20 protein-coding genes are annotated in these 16,570 nt (G+C 72.7%); 7 read left to right on the plus strand and 13 right to left on the minus strand.

The window, feature by feature from the left end; genetic code table 11:
• Positions 1–4 precede the first annotated feature (4 nt).
• The 7 genes from FJK98_RS17170 to FJK98_RS17200 all read right to left on the minus strand — a co-directional run bounded on the left by FJK98_RS17170 (position 5) and on the right by FJK98_RS17200 (position 7,234).
• Positions 5–832 (minus strand): SDR family NAD(P)-dependent oxidoreductase, encoded by an 828-nt coding sequence (locus FJK98_RS17170; protein ID WP_145919917.1) that lies wholly within the window; start codon positions 830–832, stop codon positions 5–7.
• A 5-nt stretch (positions 833–837) separates the two neighbouring features.
• Entirely contained in the window at positions 838–1,794 is a 957-nt protein-coding gene (locus tag FJK98_RS17175) for a sulfotransferase (RefSeq protein ID WP_145919918.1), read from the minus strand.
• The gene (locus FJK98_RS17180; protein WP_145919919.1) at positions 1,791–2,966 is read right to left on the minus strand and encodes an MFS transporter; all 1,176 of its coding nucleotides are present in this window, start codon (positions 2,964–2,966) and stop codon (positions 1,791–1,793) included. Before FJK98_RS17180 ends, FJK98_RS17175 begins: the two co-directional genes overlap by 4 nt.
• Positions 2,963–4,336 carry a DegT/DnrJ/EryC1/StrS aminotransferase family protein gene (locus FJK98_RS17185; RefSeq protein ID WP_145919920.1) on the minus strand — a complete coding sequence of 458 codons (1,374 nt, stop codon included), beginning with the start codon at positions 4,334–4,336 and terminating at the stop codon, positions 2,963–2,965. Before FJK98_RS17185 ends, FJK98_RS17180 begins: the two co-directional genes overlap by 4 nt.
• Before the next feature lie 481 nt (positions 4,337–4,817).
• Entirely contained in the window at positions 4,818–5,012 is a 195-nt protein-coding gene (locus FJK98_RS34830) for a hypothetical protein (RefSeq protein ID WP_145922827.1), read from the minus strand.
• A gap of 136 nt (positions 5,013–5,148) precedes the next feature.
• Positions 5,149–6,522 carry a M23 family metallopeptidase gene (locus tag FJK98_RS33630; protein WP_205789029.1) on the minus strand — a complete coding sequence of 458 codons (1,374 nt, stop codon included), beginning with the start codon at positions 6,520–6,522 and terminating at the stop codon, positions 5,149–5,151.
• Positions 6,523–6,640: 118 nt separating this feature from the next.
• Complete coding sequence (locus FJK98_RS17200; RefSeq protein WP_145919921.1) at positions 6,641–7,234, minus strand: LysE/ArgO family amino acid transporter; 594 nt, start codon at positions 7,232–7,234, stop codon at positions 6,641–6,643.
• Positions 7,235–7,303: 69 nt separating this feature from the next.
• On the opposite strand from FJK98_RS17200, the gene FJK98_RS17205 reads away from it, so the two are divergent.
• Positions 7,304–8,185: a LysR family transcriptional regulator ArgP gene (locus FJK98_RS17205; protein WP_145919922.1), complete on the plus strand. Its 882-nt coding sequence runs from the start codon at positions 7,304–7,306 to the stop codon at positions 8,183–8,185.
• Between the two features lie 66 nt (positions 8,186–8,251).
• Here FJK98_RS17205 and FJK98_RS17210 read toward each other — a convergent pair whose 3' ends face one another.
• Positions 8,252–9,205 carry a GlxA family transcriptional regulator gene (locus FJK98_RS17210; protein WP_145919923.1) on the minus strand — a complete coding sequence of 318 codons (954 nt, stop codon included), beginning with the start codon at positions 9,203–9,205 and terminating at the stop codon, positions 8,252–8,254.
• Between the two features lie 101 nt (positions 9,206–9,306).
• On the opposite strand from FJK98_RS17210, the gene FJK98_RS17215 reads away from it, so the two are divergent.
• The 6 genes from FJK98_RS17215 to FJK98_RS17240 all read left to right on the plus strand — a co-directional run bounded on the left by FJK98_RS17215 (position 9,307) and on the right by FJK98_RS17240 (position 13,627).
• Entirely contained in the window at positions 9,307–9,960 is a 654-nt protein-coding gene (locus tag FJK98_RS17215; protein WP_145919924.1) for a DJ-1/PfpI family protein, read from the plus strand.
• 9 nt (positions 9,961–9,969) lie between these two features.
• Positions 9,970–10,308 (plus strand): hypothetical protein, encoded by a 339-nt coding sequence (locus tag FJK98_RS17220; RefSeq protein ID WP_145919925.1) that lies wholly within the window; start codon positions 9,970–9,972, stop codon positions 10,306–10,308.
• Between the two features lie 14 nt (positions 10,309–10,322).
• Positions 10,323–11,270, plus strand: coding sequence for a phosphotransferase (locus FJK98_RS17225; protein WP_145919926.1), 948 nt, complete (start codon positions 10,323–10,325; stop codon positions 11,268–11,270).
• Positions 11,271–11,682: 412 nt separating this feature from the next.
• Positions 11,683–12,357 (plus strand): DUF6308 family protein, encoded by a 675-nt coding sequence (locus FJK98_RS17230; protein WP_205789030.1) that lies wholly within the window; start codon positions 11,683–11,685, stop codon positions 12,355–12,357.
• Complete coding sequence (locus FJK98_RS17235; RefSeq protein WP_145919927.1) at positions 12,354–12,632, plus strand: hypothetical protein; 279 nt, start codon at positions 12,354–12,356, stop codon at positions 12,630–12,632. Before FJK98_RS17230 ends, FJK98_RS17235 begins: the two co-directional genes overlap by 4 nt.
• Positions 12,629–13,627, plus strand: a complete 999-nt coding sequence (locus FJK98_RS17240) for a hypothetical protein (RefSeq protein WP_145919928.1) — start codon at positions 12,629–12,631, stop codon at positions 13,625–13,627. Before FJK98_RS17235 ends, FJK98_RS17240 begins: the two co-directional genes overlap by 4 nt.
• 27 nt (positions 13,628–13,654) lie before the next feature.
• On the opposite strand, the gene FJK98_RS17245 is transcribed toward FJK98_RS17240, so the two are convergent.
• The 5 genes from FJK98_RS17245 to FJK98_RS17265 are packed head-to-tail and all read right to left on the minus strand — an operon-like array spanning position 13,655 to position 16,373.
• Positions 13,655–14,140 (minus strand): Uma2 family endonuclease, encoded by a 486-nt coding sequence (locus tag FJK98_RS17245; protein ID WP_145919929.1) that lies wholly within the window; start codon positions 14,138–14,140, stop codon positions 13,655–13,657.
• Positions 14,137–14,478, minus strand: coding sequence for a hypothetical protein (locus FJK98_RS17250; protein WP_228544088.1), 342 nt, complete (start codon positions 14,476–14,478; stop codon positions 14,137–14,139). The genes FJK98_RS17245 and FJK98_RS17250 overlap by 4 nt, the downstream gene beginning before the upstream one ends.
• Positions 14,475–15,668: a WXG100 family type VII secretion target gene (locus FJK98_RS17255; protein ID WP_145919930.1), complete on the minus strand. Its 1,194-nt coding sequence runs from the start codon at positions 15,666–15,668 to the stop codon at positions 14,475–14,477. Before FJK98_RS17255 ends, FJK98_RS17250 begins: the two co-directional genes overlap by 4 nt.
• Positions 15,665–15,985 carry a type VII secretion target gene (locus FJK98_RS17260; protein ID WP_145919931.1) on the minus strand — a complete coding sequence of 107 codons (321 nt, stop codon included), beginning with the start codon at positions 15,983–15,985 and terminating at the stop codon, positions 15,665–15,667. The genes FJK98_RS17255 and FJK98_RS17260 overlap by 4 nt, the downstream gene beginning before the upstream one ends.
• Positions 15,972–16,373, minus strand: coding sequence for a YbaB/EbfC family DNA-binding protein (locus tag FJK98_RS17265; protein WP_145919932.1), 402 nt, complete (start codon positions 16,371–16,373; stop codon positions 15,972–15,974). Before FJK98_RS17265 ends, FJK98_RS17260 begins: the two co-directional genes overlap by 14 nt.
• Positions 16,374–16,570 lie beyond the last annotated feature (197 nt).

Here is a 16,570-nt window from a genome sequence, read left to right on the forward strand (position 1 = left end):
GGGGTCAGGCGTAGGTGTCCCTGCCGACCCCGGTCAGGTGGGGCAGGTCCGGGCCGGTCGCGGCGGCCCCGCCGTCGATCAGGTGCACCCCGGCGGTGACGAACGACGCCCGCTCGCTGGCCAGGAAGGCGGCCACCGCGGCCACCTCGTCCGGGCGGGCCAGCCGGCCCACCGCGCTGTGGTGCCCCATCGCCGCCAGTTGGGCCGCCACGTCGCCGTCGGTGGCGAGCCGGGCGGCGGCGCGTTCCATCGGCGGGGTCCGCACCCCGCCCGGGGCGAGCACGTTGACGGTGATGCCGTCGCGGCCGACGTCGACGGCGAGGCCCTGGGCGAAACGGACCAGCGCCGCCCGGGTCACCCCGGAGAGCACCAACGGCCCGATCGGCACGCAGGCGGTCTCGGAGGCGACGAACAGCAGCCGCCCCCAGCCGGCGGCCCGCAGGTGTGGCAGCGCGGCCGTGGCCAGCGCCACCGCCGGCAGCAGCACCCGGTCCACGGCGGCCCGGTAGTCGTCGACGGCGAACCCGCCGGCGGTGCCGACCGGCGGGCTGCCACCGCCCGCCACCAGCACGTGCACCCCGCCGAGGTCGGCGGCGACCGCGTCGACCCAGTCGCGGGCCGCGTCGGGGTCGGTGAGGTCCACACTGGTGGCGCTGACCCGGCCGGTGGCCACCTGGGCCACCTCCCGTTCGGCGGCGGCCAGCCGCTGCGGGTCGCGTCCGCAGATCGCCACCTGGGCGCCCTCGGCGGCGAACTCCTTCGCGCAGGCCAACCCGATGCCGCTGGAACCCCCCGCGACCAGGGCCACCCGCCCCTTCAGTCCGAGATCCACGCCGGTTACCTCCCGTTGTCCGATGTGCTGCCGACCGCCGCCGGGGCGGGGCCGGGGGAGCGGTAGCCGTAGCGGCCGAACAGCGGCCAGGCCAGCGCCGTCGCGGCCCACCGCCGGCCGGGGGACAGGGTGCGCCGCCAACCGTCGTCGGAGTCCCGGATCAGGGTCGGCCCGGTGCGGAACCGGTCCGGGTTGCCGGTGACCGTGTGATTGGTGTGCAGGTGCACCGTGCGGTCGCGCACCGGGTTGCCGGCCGGGTCGGCGGCGCAGAGCCGCAGCAGCGCGTCGACGGTGCCGGCCGGGTCGGCGGTGAACTGCTCGTAGCGCAGGAACATCGACCGCTGCGGGTGCCGGCGGGTGATCGCGGCGGAGGCCAGGTTGAAGCCGTGCCAGTAGCCGGTGCTGCGGGCGGCGGACATCGCGTAGACGTACTGCTTCGGCTCCCGCCACGAGTGCGCCACCGCCCGGGGGTCGCGGACCAGGTGCACGTAGTACGGCCGGATGCCGGGCAGGTGCGCCAGCAGCGCGGCCTCGCCGGGGATCTTCGTGGTGTCCACGATCACCCGCGCGCCGGTCCGCTCGGCGACGCCGTGGTAGACCCGGCCCATCAGGTCGGCGTGTGCCCGGATCTCGTCGTCGTACAGGCCGCGCCGCAGCACCCGCCAGGTGTGCCGGGTACGAACCCGGGACCACTGCCGCCGGATCACCGCCGTGGCGTGCGCGTTCGGGGACGTGCCCTCGGGCCGGCCGATCGGCAGCACCGTCGACCAGATCGGGCAGCCGGTCAACGGCTCGCCGCAGCCGCACCGGTCGTTGACCCCCCGACCGGTGGCGTTCTTCCACAGGAAGTGCAGCTCACCGACGTGGAAGAAACCGGGCACCTCGTTGAGGACGTTGCCGATGATGGTGCTGCCGTTGCGGCACCAGCCGGTGATGCACAGGACGGTCAACGGGTCGCTCATCCGGCGCGTACCTCCGTGGGTGTGGTGACCGGGCGGCCGATGCGTACCGCCAGGGCCGCCGCGACCAGCGCGCAGGCCGCGCCGACGGCGAACACCGCCGGGTAGCCGAAGCCGGCGGCGACCAGGCCGGTGACCGGCCCCCACACCGCGAGCCCCAGATCCCAGAACGAGGTGTACGCGCCGATCGCCGCGCCCTGCCGCGCCGGGTCGGTCCGGTTCATCACCATCAGCGCCAGCGACGGGTGCAGCAGCGAGAAGCCGACCCCCATGATCACGCTGCCGGCCACGGCGACCGCCAGGTTGGGGGCGACGGCGACGACGGCCAGCCCGACCGCCTCGCCCACCCCGCACCAGGCCGCCACCCGACGTGGGCCGAGCCGGTCGGGCAGGTGCCCGATGACCAGCCGGGTGCCGGCGTAGACGGCGCTGAAGCAGCTCAGCACCACCACCCCGTGTCCGATGTCGCGGGCGTCGAGGTGCAGCACCACGAACGCGGCGAGCCCGGCGTAACCGGCCGCGCCGAAGGTGAGGGCGATCCCGGGCAGCAGCGCCGGCCGCAGCAGCAACCCACCGCCACCGCCGGTCGGGGCGGTGCGGGGTGGCGTCGGCACCACGGCGACCAGCCCGGCGGCGAGAAGCGGCGCGGCGGCGCTGAGCGCCCACACCGCCGGGTAGGAAACCTGTTGCAGGGTCGCGCCGAGGAACGTGCCGGCGGAGATGCCGCCCCACATGCTCACCCCGTAGAGGCCGATGAGCTGGCCGCGCCGGTGGTGCGGGGCGAGCGCCACCGTCCACACCGCACCGGCGGTGAACAGGGCGGCCTCACCGGCCCCGAGCAGCAGCCGCACCGCGACCAGCGCGGGCACGCTCAACGGCAGCAGGTAGAGCAGTCCGCCGGCGGCGACGACCAGCGCCCCGGTCAGCATCACCGTTCGGTGGCCGTACCGGTCGGCCAGCGCGCCGGCCACCGGGCGGACCAGCAGCGCGGTCGCCGCCGTCACGGTGACCACCAGGCCGACGGTGAAGTCCCCGGCGTCGTGCCGGTCGCGCAGGAACGCCGGGAGCACCGGGATGACCGCGGTGAGCCCCAGGTAGCCGGCGAACAGACCACCGAAGATGCCCACCATCGCCAGCCGGGGGACCGCCGGGTCCCGGGTCGGGGCGGTGGTCATGCCCGCACCGACTCCACCCCGACGGCCGCCGGCAGCGACACCCCGCCCGCCGGTTCCGGGTCGCCGGGTGGGCGCGCCCCGGCGGCGGCGGCCACCTTGCGGACCGCACGGATCAGCTGGTCGCAGTCGTCGGGGGTCAGGCTGGACGACAGCGGCACGTCGACCGTCTCGGCCAGCAGCCGGGCGGTGCGCGGCAGGGTGGCCCGCACCCGCGCCGGGTCGCGGTCGTCGTACATGAACCGCCAGTTCCAGAAGGCGCGCACGTTGAGGTCGTCGTCCGCGCCGATGTTGCGGGCGTCGATGCCCTCGGCGCGCAGGGCGCGGGCGAACCATCCGGCGTCGCCGCCGGGCACCCGGAACACGAACGCCTCTCCGAGGTACGCCCCGGGCGCGACCGGGTTGCGGATCGCGATCCCCGGCAGGTCGGCCAGCGCACCGCTGACCTGGGCGTAGTTGCGGTGGAACAGGGCCAGCCGCTGCGGCAGCCGGGTCAGCTCGGCGCGCAGCAGGGCGGCCCGGATCTCGTCCATCCGCAGGCTGAGCAGGGGCAGGTCCAGCCCGTCGACGGGCGGTTCGGTGTCGGGGAAGTGTCGCCGCAGCCGCCCCTCGTACGCCCCGGACAGCGCCACCGCCCGGCCGAACAGGGTGCTGTCGTCGGTGACCAGGAAGCCGCCCTCACCGCAGTTGAGCGCCTTGTCGGACTGGGTGCTGAACGCCCCGGCCACCCCGAACGTGCCGAGCTTGCGGCCGTGCAGTTCGGCGCCGAGCGCGGGCACCGCGTCCTCGATCAGCGGTACGCCCATCTCGGCGGCGAAGGCGGCCAGCGCGGCGACGTCGGCGGCGAAGCCGCGCATGTGCACCACGAGGATCGCCTTGATCTCCGGCCGCCAGCGGCGGCGCAGGTCGTCGAGGTCCATCCGCAGGTCGTCGTCCACCTCGACCAGGAATGGTCGGCAACCGGCCAGCACAATGGCGCTCGGGGTGGCCACGAAAGTGAATCCCGGGCAGGCCACCAATGCGCCCGGCGGAACGGCGGCACCCATGATCGCCAGCGCGAGCGCGGCGGTGCCACTGGATACGGCGAGGGCGTGCCGGGTGCCGAAATAGCGGCACAGTTCCGCCTCGAACTGCCCGCACTCCGTTTCCGACTCGGCACGGTGGTCGTAGCGGAAGTAGAGGTGGCTGCGGATAGCGCGCATCGCCGCTTCCTCATCCTCCGCGCACACGTGCACCGCGCCCTTGTCATAGGTGGGCCAGGGGGTGTGCCGGACCGGCGGGCCGCCCCGCAGGGCAAGCTGTTCATGCAGCTCAGCGCCGTGTGTCGCCGGCCGGGGCCGGGTCGGCGCGGGATCTTCGTCGTTCCCGTTCACCGGTGTGCTCCTGACTGCCTGCGGCAGTTTTCCCGACTGGTTCGACAGGAAATTGCGCACGGGGCATCCGCCTCGCGGGCAACCGCGTCGAAACGCCGGAACAACTACCAGATCCGACATTTGCGCGGGCCGGGAATCCGGTGAACAACATGATTGCCCTCGGGATGCGGGCCGTCAACCATGTGCCGGGAATGAGTATCGACTTAACGCCCGTTGAGGTCAGTCGGCCACGGACCTGGTGGCGGACAGTGACCATTACGAATGACGAATGTCGGGCATTCCGCCGGGCCGCATCGTCCCGGCCTGCCGGTATGCGCTGCCGGCCGCGCGGCGGCCTCCTACCGTGCGTGTGGGCGGCCGGCGCGGCTCGGAGCCGTGCTTCCGCCGAGCAGGCGTTCCGCCCCGAACGGGAGAGGGTGGGCCGGCTCCGGCGGTCGGGGCCGGGGTGGGGCCCGACCATCCAGCCCGGACCCCGTCCCCGCTAACTCTGGGGTGCGAGAACCTGGACCGGGGTGGGACGAGGCTCGTTACCGCCGTCCCCGAGTTGGCCGTGGCCGTTGGAACCCCAGGCGACCACCGTGTAGTCAGGCTGAAGCGCCAGGCTGTGGTAGTCGCCGGCGGGGGAGGGGGCGCGCGTGGTGCGGTCGCCGACGACCAGCAGCCCCGGGCCCGACATGGGCGTACGGCCGAGGTGCCCGGCGGGGCGGGCCGGTGGCTGCGCCGCCGGAGGGCTCGGCCTGTCCGGCCGGCGGCAGCCACCGGCCACCGTGCGAGCGGGGTGATCAGCCGGGGCGGGCGGAAACAGGTGACCGTCAGACGGTGTAGAGGACCTTCACGCCGCTGATGGTGGTCGCCGAGACGGCGGTGCCCCGGACGTTGGAGTTGAGGTTGCGCCACCCGTTGTTGCTGGCGGCCTCGTGCACCATCCCGCCGACCACCGTGTAGATGATCTTCACACCGTTGAAGCTGATCGCGGCGAGGGCGTCGGGGCTGACCCCGGAGATGCCGGAGTTGAGGTTGCGCCAGCCGTTGATGCTGTTCGCCTCGTGCACCCAGCCGCCGACGACGGTGTAGATGTACTTGACGCCGTCCAGGCTGATCACGGCGAGGGCGTTGTTGCTGACGCCGGAGATGCCGGTCCACAGGTTGCGCCAGCCGTTGTTGCTGGCCGCCTCGTGCACCAGGCCACCTACCACGGTGTAAATGATCTTCACGCCGTTGTGGTTGATGGCGGCGAGGGCGTTGGCGCTGACCCCGGAGATGCCGGTGTTCAGGTTCTTCCAGCCGTTGGCGCTGGACGCCTCGTGCACCCAGCCGCCGACCACGGTGTAGATGTACTTGACGCCGTCCACGTTGATCACGGCGAGGGCGTTGTTGCTGACGCCGGAGATGCCGGTCCACAGGTTGCGCCAGCCGGTGTCGCTGGACGCCTCGTACACCAGGCCGTTGTTGACCGTGTAGAGCAGCTTGTTGCCGCCCATGACCATGGACGCGGTGGCCGAGCCGGTGATGCTGTTGACCGGCAGCATCTGCCACCCGCTGTGGCTGCCCGACTCGTACACCTGGCGGTTGGCGGCCTGGCCGCAGTTCTGGCTGGTCATGTTCCGGGCCGGCGAGGTGGGGCCGGAGATGTAGAGCGGGCCGGTCGACGGGCTGCCGTCGGAGGTGATGCCGGACGGCACCCCGTTGAAGTACGCCTCGGTCTTGACGCCGTCGCGCGCCTGCTCGTAATGCAGGTGCGGGCCGGTGGAGTTGCCGGTGCTGCCGACCCGGCCGAGCTGCTGGCCGGTCGACACCCACTGCCCGGCGGCCACCATCGGGGTCTCGATCATGTGCAGGTAGAGCGTCCGCCACCCGTCGCCGTGTTCGATGACCACGTACCAGCCGCCACCGCTGCCCCAGCCGGCGAACGAGACGGTGCCGCCGTAGGAGGCGAGGACCGGCCGGCCGTTGCTGGCGCCGCCGGTGAAGGTCAGGTCGATGTCGTAGTCGTCGTGACCGTAGTAGGTGGCCATCCGCCAGGTCTCGCCGCAGGGCACCGGCATCTGGAAGTTCGGCCGGGGGCCGGCGGCCTGGGCCGGGGTGGTCACGACGGCGGCGGCGCCCGCGAGCGCGAGCACCGCGACACCGGCGGTCGCGAGCGTCAGTCGGACGGCGGTGCGGAGCCGGGCGAGTGGACCCGTCATGCGCGGTTCCCTCCAAAGTGGATCACGGGTTGAAGGATGTCGATCCTACGGTCCCGAGGTCCGCCCGGAGGGCCCGCGCCGGTGGCGGATCAGCAACTGTGCGTCTGCCTGCCGCCGGTCAGCCGACGGCGACCGAGACGGCGACGGCCGCCATGATTGCGGCGATCGTCCCGTCGATGACCCGCCACGCCACCGGACGGGCGAGCAGCGGCCCCAGCCGGCGCGCGCCGAGGCCCAACCCGGTGAACCAGGCCAGGCTCGCCGCCGCCGCGCCGGCACCGAACGCCCACCGGTTCGGGTCCTGGTGGGCGACCGTGCCGAGCAGCACCACCGTGTCGAGGTAGACGTGCGGGTTGAGGAACGTGAACGCCAGGCAGGCCAGCAGCGTCGCCCGCAACGTGGCCGGAGGGCGGTCCAACGGGCTGAGAGCGGTGGGGCGCAACGCCCGGCGGGCGGCCAGCACCGCGTACCCCAGCAGGAACGCGACACCGCCCCAGCGGACGGCGACCAGGACGGCGGGCGTCGCGGTCAGCGCGGCCCCCAGGCCGGCGATGCCGGCCGTCATCAGGGTCGCGTCGGCGGCCACGCAGACCGCCACCACCGGCAGCACGTGCTCCCGGCGCAACCCCTGCCGCAGCACGAAGGCGTTCTGCGCCCCGATGGCGACGATCAGCGCGAGGGAGAAGCCGAAACCGGCGAGCACGGAACCCATGGCGGCCACGCTAGGACGGCCGCCTCCTGCACTCCAGCTAAAGATTCTGCACCGGCGTTAAAATCGCTTATGCCGCTCGACCCGGTCCAGCTGGCGACGTTCCAGGCCGTCGTCACCCACGGCAGCTTCGACGCCGCCGCGCGGGCGATGAACGTCACCCCGTCGGCGGTCAGCCAACGCATCAAGGCCCTCGAACAGGCCGTCGGGCAGGTGCTCGTGCGCCGTGCCCGGCCGGTCGTGCCGACCGCCGCCGGTGCCCCGCTGGTCCGCCTCGGCGGGCAGGTGGCGCTGCTGGAACAGGAGGCCCTCGACGCCGCGCGGGGCACCTTGGGCGATGGCACCCGCACCCGGGTCGCCGTCGTGGTCAACGCCGACTCCCTCGCCGGCTGGTTCCTGCCGGCCCTGACCGCCGTCCCCGACGTACTGGTCGACCTGCACACCGACGACGAGGGGCACACCGCGCGACTGCTGCGCGACGGCACCGTGATGGCGGCCGTCACCACCGAACGCACCCCCGTGCAGGGCTGCCGGGTGCTGCGCCTCGGCGCGATGCGGTACCGGGCCGTCGCCACCCCCGCCCTGCACGCCGCGAGCTTCGCCGACCGCGACCCGGCGACCGCGTTCCCGACCGCGACCATGATCCGCTTCGACCGCAAGGACACCCTGCAACACCGCTTCGCCCGTACGCTCACCCGCCGCGACGTCGACCCGCCGACACACTTCGTGCCCGGGACGGCCGCCTTCACCGAGGCGATCCGGCTCGGCCTCGGCTGGGGGCTGCTCCCCGAGGCCGTCGCCCGCCCCGAGCTGACCGCCGGCCGCCTCGTCGAGCTGGCCGCCGGCCGGCACCTCGACGTGCCGCTCTACTGGCAGTACTGGCGGCTGGAATCAGCGGCGCTGGCGGCGTTGACGGGGGCGGTGCGGGCCGCCGCGAGCACCGCACTGCGCTGACGGTGAGCTGGGCGGGCCCTGCCCGACGGCCGGACCACACCGGGGACGGCGCACGAGGGCCCCTGCTCAACCGGGCACCCGCCCGGCGACGAAAGTCCTGCGGTACACCTGCGGCGACACCCCACTGAGCCGCTTGAACTGGACCCGGAAGTGCGCCGGTGAGGCGAAACCGACGAGGTGGGCGATCCGGTCGACGCCGTGGTCGGTGCGTTCCAGCAGCTCCTGCGCCCGGCGGATCCGCACGGCGGCGACCCACTGCATCGGGGTACGGCCGGTCTCCTCGTGGAAACGGCGATTGAGCGTACGCACGCTGAGCCCGGCCCGGGCGGCCACCTCGGCCAGGGTCAGCCGCTCGTCCGCGTGCGACTCCAACCATTCCAGAACCGGGCCGAGACCCACCCCGCCGGGGTCCACGCCGGGGCGCACGATGAACTGCGCCTGCCCCCCGTCGCGGTGCAGCGGGGCCACGGCCTGCCGGGACGCGTCGGCGGCGACCGCGGAGCCGTGGTCGCGGCGGACCAGGTGCAGGCACATGTCCACACCGGCGGTCGCCCCGGCGGAGGTGACGAACTGGCCGGTGTCGACGTACAGCACCTCCGGGTCCACCCGCACGGCCGGGTACGTCGCCTGGAACCGCTCGGCGGCGGCCCAGTGCGTGGTGGCCGGCCGACCGTCGAGCAACCCGGCGGCGGCCAGGGTGAACGCGCCCACGCAGATCGAGCCGATACGGACGCCGGCGGCAGCGGCGGAACGCAGCGCGTCCAGCACCGCGCCGGGCACCGGCGCGGTCGGGTCGTACCGGCCGGGCACGATGACGGTGTCGGCGGCGGCGAGCGCGTCGAGGCCGTGGTCGACGGCCAGCCGCAGCGGGCCGGCGTCGACGACCGGCTCGCTGCCGCAGACCAGCACCTGGTAGCCGGCCCGGCCGCCCGGCAGCCGTACCCGGCCCAGCACCTCGATCGGGGTGGCCAGGTCGAACGCGATCGTGCCCGGGAGCGCCAGGACCAGCACGGTGTGCACAGCGGCACCTCCCCGGGAGCGACGACGTGCGGCAAGAAACAGTCGGACGATGGCAATCCTGCCACTGGCCGGGTCAGGCGGTGAGGTCGAGGATCGGTGGCATGTTGGTACAGATCGTGTTGTTCGACGGGTTCGACCCGCTCGACGTCGTCGCGCCCTTCGAGGTCCTCGCCGCCGGCGGCGACACCGTCGGGGGTGCCCTGACGGTGGAACTCGTCTCAGCGGAGGGCCCGAGGGAGGTGGTCAGCGGCACCCGGGGCCTGACGCTGCGGGCGACCGCGCCGCTGGACCCGACCCGGTCGGGTTACGTCGTGGTGCCCGGTGCCAGCGGTCCGAGCACCGGCGACCCCGACGAGGGCGTGGTGACGATCCCCGTGCTGCTGGCCCGGGTCGCCGACTCGGCGGCCGTACCGCTGCGCGCCGCCCTCGACAACCCCGACGTGACGGTGGCGGCCGTCTGCGGCGGGTCGCTCGCCCTGGCGATGGCCGGCCTGATCGAGGGTCGCCACGCGGTGACCCACCACCTCGGCATGGACGTGCTCGACGCCACCGGCGTACACGCGGTGCCGGCGCGGGTCGTCGACGACGGCGACCTCGTCACCGCGGGCGGCGTCACCTCCGGCCTGGACCTCGGGCTGCACATCCTGGAACGGGAGTTCGGCCCCCGGGTCGCGCACGCCGTGGAAACCCTCTTCGCATACGAGCGACGCGGCACCGTGTGGCGTGCCGCCGGCCACCTCCCCGTCCCGGTCTGAGGAGAAACGGTGGTACATCCCGTCATCGGCACCTGGGACGTCAGCCTGAAGACCCCCATCGGCACGCTCCGCGCCACCTACGTCTTCCACGACATCGACGGCGTGCCCGCCGGCACCGCGTCGACGGCGGCGGAGACCGTGGCGCTGGTGGCGGTGACCTGTGCCGACGCCCGCGTGACCTGGCGACAGTCGGTGGCCCGTCCGATGCGCCTGCACCTCGACTTCGACGTGGTGGTGGACGGCGACACCCTGGCCGGTCACTCCCGGGCGGGGCGGCTGCCCCGCACCGTGGTCACCGGCACCCGCCGCCCACCCGGGGACGGAGATCCCGACCAGCCGGCGGCGTGAGGGAGGATCGGGGTATGCAGAGCTTTCTGACCCCGGAGCAGATCGCCCACCGTACCCGCCGTGCGGTCGACGCGGCCGTCCACGCCGGACGCGCCCGGGGGCTCGACGTGACCGACGCCCGCGTGCTCTACGAGGCCTTCTCCGTGGTCGTGCACCTCGCGCCGTCCCCGGTCGTGGCCCGGGTGCCCACGGTCCTGCCCGCTTATGCGGACCTCGACAGTGTGGCCGGTCGGCAGCGGGCGGAACTGGACGTGACGGGATGGCTCACGGAGCGGGGCGTTCCGGTCATTGCGCCCAGCCCCCTCGTGCCCCGCGAACCCGTCCGGCACGACGGGTTCTCGATGACGTTCTGGCAGTTGATCGAGCTGGCCCCGGCCGGGGAACCCGACTATGTGGCGAACTGCGGCCTCGTACCCGAGCTGCACGCCGCGCTGCGCGACTATCCGGGTGAGCTGTCGTTCCTGTCCGCCGCCGAGCCGCAGTTCGTCGAGGACGGCCTCGTCGCGCTCGACGGCCAGCCCGAGCTCATCGACCCGGCCGACCTGGACCGCGCCCGCCGCGAATGGCAGGTGCTGGCACCGCTCGTACGCTCCCGTGAACTGTTCGAGAAGACGTTCCCCGGGATCGACCTCCAACCCGTCCACGGAGACTCACCGGTCGTCAACATGGTTGCCGGGGTGGACGGATATCGCCACGCCGACTTCGAGATGGTGACGCTGGGGCCCGTCGAGTGGGACGTCGTCGGCGTCGGTCCGGAGGGTGAGGCCGCCTACCGGCGTGCGGCGCAGCGCCGGAACCTGCGGGACCTCGACGAGGACGTGTTGCGCTTCGTGACGGCGGTGGGGATGCTGCGGGGCGTCGCCTGTCTCGCCCTGGCCCCCGAGTTGCCGATGCTGGCGGACGCCGTCGGCGGCATGCTCGACCAGTGGCGGTCGACGCCGTTCGCCGGAGGGCTCGGCTAGCGGGTGGCAACGAGCCGCGTGATCCCTGCTCAGCTGGTTGTCATGTTTCTGACCCGACAACGGATGCCATCGATGCAGATGACGATGTGCACCCGCTCCCCGGTATCACTGACGGTGCGAAAGCGCAGGTACGCGAGGACTGCGGTGGCATTCTTCTCGGCCGTTCACGAGCGAGGGCAGCGCCGTGCCGTGGTGTTGCCCCACAGGTCGTCGATCTGGTTGTGTTGCCGGATCAGGGATGGTTCCGGCACTGCACCTGGCGTCGATGCACCGCGCCCCGAATCCGTGCATGTGGACCACCGGGTCAACGTTCGTGGTCAGCGTCCGCGAGGTCGGGCCGGTGTCCGGAGCGACCCACCCCGCTCGTACCTGTCGTTCGCTGCTGGTGAGCACGAGCCCTCGAAGGAGAAGCGTGCCGCAACCCCTGACTCTCGCCGAGATGTTGGCCGTACTCGATGATCCCCGGTCGGTTTCCGACCTGCACGGTTACTACCTCGCCACCGGCGACGCGGCGTTCACCGGCGGACAGTTCGACCAACTCGGTGGTGGCGGCAGCCGCCCTGAGACGGCTGGTGCCGTCACCGCCGAAGACCTCGTCGCGGTGGAACTGCTCGGTGTGCGGGTGCCCCCACGGCGGGCACTCGACCTGTTGCAGGGGCAGCTCGGTGAACGGATCGCCGCCGAACTGGCAATGGTCCCGGTCGACGTCGCGTTGGGTACCGATGAGGCGTACCCACTGGTGGTGTCGGGCGGTGCTGCGGACGCCGCGTGGCGGGCGCTGCGTGACGCGGACGGCATCGGGTGGGTCATCGCCGGCAAGCTGCTCGCCCGCAAGCGTCCGAAGCTGGTGCCGGTGTACGACACGGTGGTGTCCTGCGCCTACCGCACCGGCACCGGCTTCTGGGAGTGGCTGCACGGCAGGTTCCGCGAGGAGGAGGGCGTGTTGGGGCAACGGCTGCACGCACTGCACGAGAAGGCGGGCCTGCCTGAGGCGGTGAGCCTGCTCCGCGTCCTCGACGTGGTGTTCTGGATGCGGCACCGCCACGAGCACAGCAGCAACCACTGTGCAGGAATCCGCCTGCGATGAGCCAGGTCGAGCGGGAGTTCACTGTACGCCTCTGGGGTCTGAAAGAAGATCAGTACGCCGACATCGTCAACGCGGTGTGGATGCAGTTGCGGGCGATCGACTGCGACTTCACCGTCACCCCGGACGGGCACGAGAAGGCGGCTGCACTCGACGCCCGTTGGGACGGGTACAGCAAGGTGTCCTGGGCAGAGGGTGGGCGGGGCGGGACCCCGCAGGCCAAGGCAGCCCGCGCCCACCGGGCCCGCAACCGGCGCTCCGCCGGTGCCGGCGAGTGACGACGCGACAGTCGAGGGCCAGCCGACCCGAGGGATGCATCTGCGTCAACTGCGGCGACACCGTCGAAGGCCGGGCGAACACCCGCCACCGTGGCCCGGACATCGCCTGGTTCGCCCACTGCCACCCATGCGCCGCCCTGGTCGCCGAACAGGTGCAACCGCTCGGCCTGCTGCCGGGCGGGGGCGTCGACGTCTACCAGTGCCGCAGCTGCGGCAGCCTCCGGGTCTGCCGTACCGGCTGGCGGACCCGGTGCCACATCTGCCTGGACGAGCGGTCGGCCGGCCTGAGCCTCGCCGCCGGCGCACGCCTGCTGGCCCGGCTTCCTGACGAACCCGGACTCGCGGACCGGGTTCGCCGCTTCGCAGGCCTCGCCGACCCCGAGCCTGTCTCCATCCGGGCCGCCGCCGAGTTCCAGGCGGCGATCGCCCTCGGCGAGGAACTCGACAGGCGGCGCCGCGACGGCTGGGCCGACCTGGCCGGCGACGTCCACGGCCTACCGTGGTACGGCGAACGGCAGGCACCCTTCTCGCACGGGACCTGGGGACTGCACCTGCGCTGCGACTCGTGGCAACGGCTGCGCGACCGCAGCTGCGCACAGTGCCCGCCCGAGCCCGAGGACCGCACCTTCGCCGCACTCCGCGACACGCCGTACCTGCTGTATCTGGTGCGGCATCGCGGATTGCTGAAGTTCGGCGTCGGCGGGGCGAGCCGGGTACGGCAACACCTGCGGGCGGGCGCCCAACTGGTCGAGGTCGTCGAGGGTCGGCACGCGGACGTCATCGAGGCGGAGGCGGTCCTCAAGCGGCAGAAGCGGGCGGCGGGGGAGCCGTTGCGCTGGTGGCGTACCCGGCGGATGCCGGAATCGTTCGGAGCGGGAACCGAAGTGGTCCGGAACGGCGTACGGATCAGGCTCGGCGACTACCTGCGTGACGGGATCGACGTGACCAGCCGATTCACGAGCGCCCCCGGTACGACGCGGGACAATGCACGATGATCCGCAGGGCACCGGGTTCCGGTGGTGTCAGCCGAGATCGTGTTCTGCCGGGTCGGTGCTGAGGACCCAGGCGAGCGGCATGATGGCCCGGAGGGTGTAGCGATTGCCGTCCAGATGGTGCATCGTCACCGTCTGCGCCTGATCCTGGTCGACCATCCAGTACTGGGGAGTTCCAGCGGCGGCATACTCGCTGCGCTTCGTTACGGTGTCCACGCCTTCGGAACCTGGCGAGACGACCTCGATGACGAGCAGCACGTCGGCCACCGGAAGCCAGACCCCGTCGGCCTGTTCCTTGCTCCACACCACCAGGTCGGGGATGCGTCCACCGACCCCACCGTGCCGTCCCGGGATGCGTAACCCGACCGCCTGGGCGAGCCACAGCATCAGCCGGGTCGCGATGACGGCATGTGAGTATCCCGGCGGCGTAACGATGGAGAGGACGCCACCAGGACTGCTCTCGTACCTGTGGTATTCGTCAGCAGCCATCATCGCGGTGAGGTCGTCAAGCGTCATGATCTCGTCTTGCCTGGGTCTGGATCAGCCGAGTACGTGGCGTCCACCAGTTCCTGGAGGTGGCGGAGAACTTCGGTCTTGTGGTCGTTCTCCGGGAGATCCTCCTTGCCGGCTTCCACCAGGCCGCGTCGCCAATGACCGAAAATCTCCACCTGCGCGCTGGGGGGCAGTTCATGGACCCAGACAGAGCCGAGGTTGTTGTCGACGATCTCCTGGAGTTGGTCGGCGACCTGCCTGTCGGAGAGCCTCGAGACGAGGAACTCCAGCGTCCAGTCGAACAGACCGCCGGTCGCCGTCCAATCGACGCCGGGCTTCAGCACGATGAGGCCAGCCATCATTTCCCCACAATGAACACTCGCGGGCCGAGGCCGCGATCGGCTATGAACCGCTCGATCGTAGCGATCTGCTCCGCTGAGAACCGCGAAACGTCAACCGGTACGAGGTCGGCCTTGGTCAGGTGTCGCTCGATCTGGTATTGCAACTGAGGCCACTGCTGGTCGAAGTAATGGCCCGGAAAGTTGCCGACCGCATCGTAGGTACGGCCGTTGCTGTCGACCCAGTCGGCGGACGAGTTCTGCGGGGCCCGGGTCAGCGTCACGTCCAGCTCCCGCTCCAGCCGGGCTGCTGTTTCGGCCTCACCGGGCCGGAACCTGCCCGTGGCCGGATCCATGCCGAGCTGACGGAGCCGTTGGTCCTCGTCGAGACGCGGTGGATCGGCACGGCGAGGAGGCTCGGCAGGCGGCCTGTTCCTTCCGTTAGCTGGGCCTCCGTTGCGGAGCCGGTTGAGGGCCTGCTTGAGTTTCTCGATGAGGTCGCCGAGGCGGCGCAGCTCCGGCAGCAGCCGCCGCAGGCTGGCCAGCAACCCGCGCAGCAGCCGGGCGATCCGCGCCGCCCACGATCCCACCAGCGTGGTCACCTGCTCCACCACCCACGGCGTGGCGAGCCCTCCGGTGGCGAGCAGTTCGCCCGCGTACACGACGAGGCGGGAGACGCAGGCGGCGATGGCGTCGCGGACGAGGAGCCGGACGGCGGCGACGAGGCCGGCGGCGCCCTCGGTGGCGGCGGCGAGGGTGTCGGCGCCCTCGGCGAGGCCGGTGATCGCCCGCTGCTGCTCGGCGGCCCAGGCCCGGTAGGCGGTGCCGGCGCTGCCACCCCAGCCGGCGACCTCGGTACGCACCGCGTGGGTCAGTTCGGCGGCGTCCTGCCGGAGGGCTGCGGCGACGTTGCGCCAGGTCTGGGCGTGGGCGGTGATCTGTGCCGGGTCGCCGGCGAGCCAGTCCAGGGCTTCGCTGAGCGGTCTGACGTGCTCGATGAGCCAGGCGATGCCGTACTGGAGCAGCGCGCCGACCGGGTCGGAGACGAGGGCGAGGGCGTCCAGTCCGGCGCTGACCACGCCGAGGCTGCCGTCGATCCAGCTTCCGCTGCGGACGCCCCGGGCGATGAGTTCGATGTCCTCGCAGATCCAGATCCCGGCCCACGCGCTGGGGCCGGCGTCCGACGCCGCGGCGACCAGCGGGTTGCCGGTCACCGACCGTCCCGTATCCGGTCGAGGTGTCGGGCGGCCCGGGTGTCGGCGGCCCGGTAGCCCGCAGCGCCGGACCGCAGCTTCGCGGCGGTGTCACGGACCGAACCGGCGGCGGTGCCGACGCCGTCGACCAGGGTCTGCTGGAGGCCGTCGAGCAGCACCGGCATGATCGCGCAGAGTTGCCCGTACGCGTCGGCGTCGAGCCGGACGTGCCGGCCGGCCCGGCGGGCGGTGTCGAGGCTGTCGGCGCAGCGGTCGAGGTGGGCGGCGTGCCGGTTCAGGTCGTCCGGGTCGACCCGGAGGCCGTCACCGGTGGGCATCCGGCGTGCCCGGCCCGGCGTGGAGTCGCCGCCGGTGGGACTCGATGATCGCCTGGGTGGCCGGGTCGTCGGCGCCGAGGGCCCGGGTGGTGGCCTCGGTGAGCTGCCGCAGCAGGTCGGTACGGGCCGCCCGGGTGGTCGCCATGATCTGCCGGGCGGTGTGGGCGGCGGAGTGCTGCCGGGTCTGTTCGTCGAGCCGCAGGTCGACCAGCAGACCGGTGGAGTCGACGGTGACCTCGATGGTGCGGTCGGAGCTGCGGGCGGTGCCGGTCAACGCCTGCGCGCTGGCCGACAGGGCGCGCGCCCGTTCCGCCTGCCCGGCGAGCGACGACTCCCATTCGTCGAGCCGGCGTGCCGCCGCGTCCAGTGTCGTCTCGTCCGCCCACATCCGACCCTCCCCAGGGGACATCGGCCGCCGATGCCACCTTGCCCGGTGGTGTCGGCCCGCCGTGGTCGGCCGACCCGACGTCACCGACACGGTAGCAACCGGTTACGCGCGGCAGTGTCCCGTCGGGGACGGCCCCGACAGCCGGCGGTGCCGGTGTCCGCCCACCGTCGCCTCCCGGTCGGGAGGGGCGGGGGTTG

The organism is Micromonospora sp. HM134, assembly GCF_007833915.1.
Lineage (GTDB): Bacteria > Actinomycetota > Actinomycetes > Mycobacteriales > Micromonosporaceae > Micromonospora > Micromonospora wenchangensis.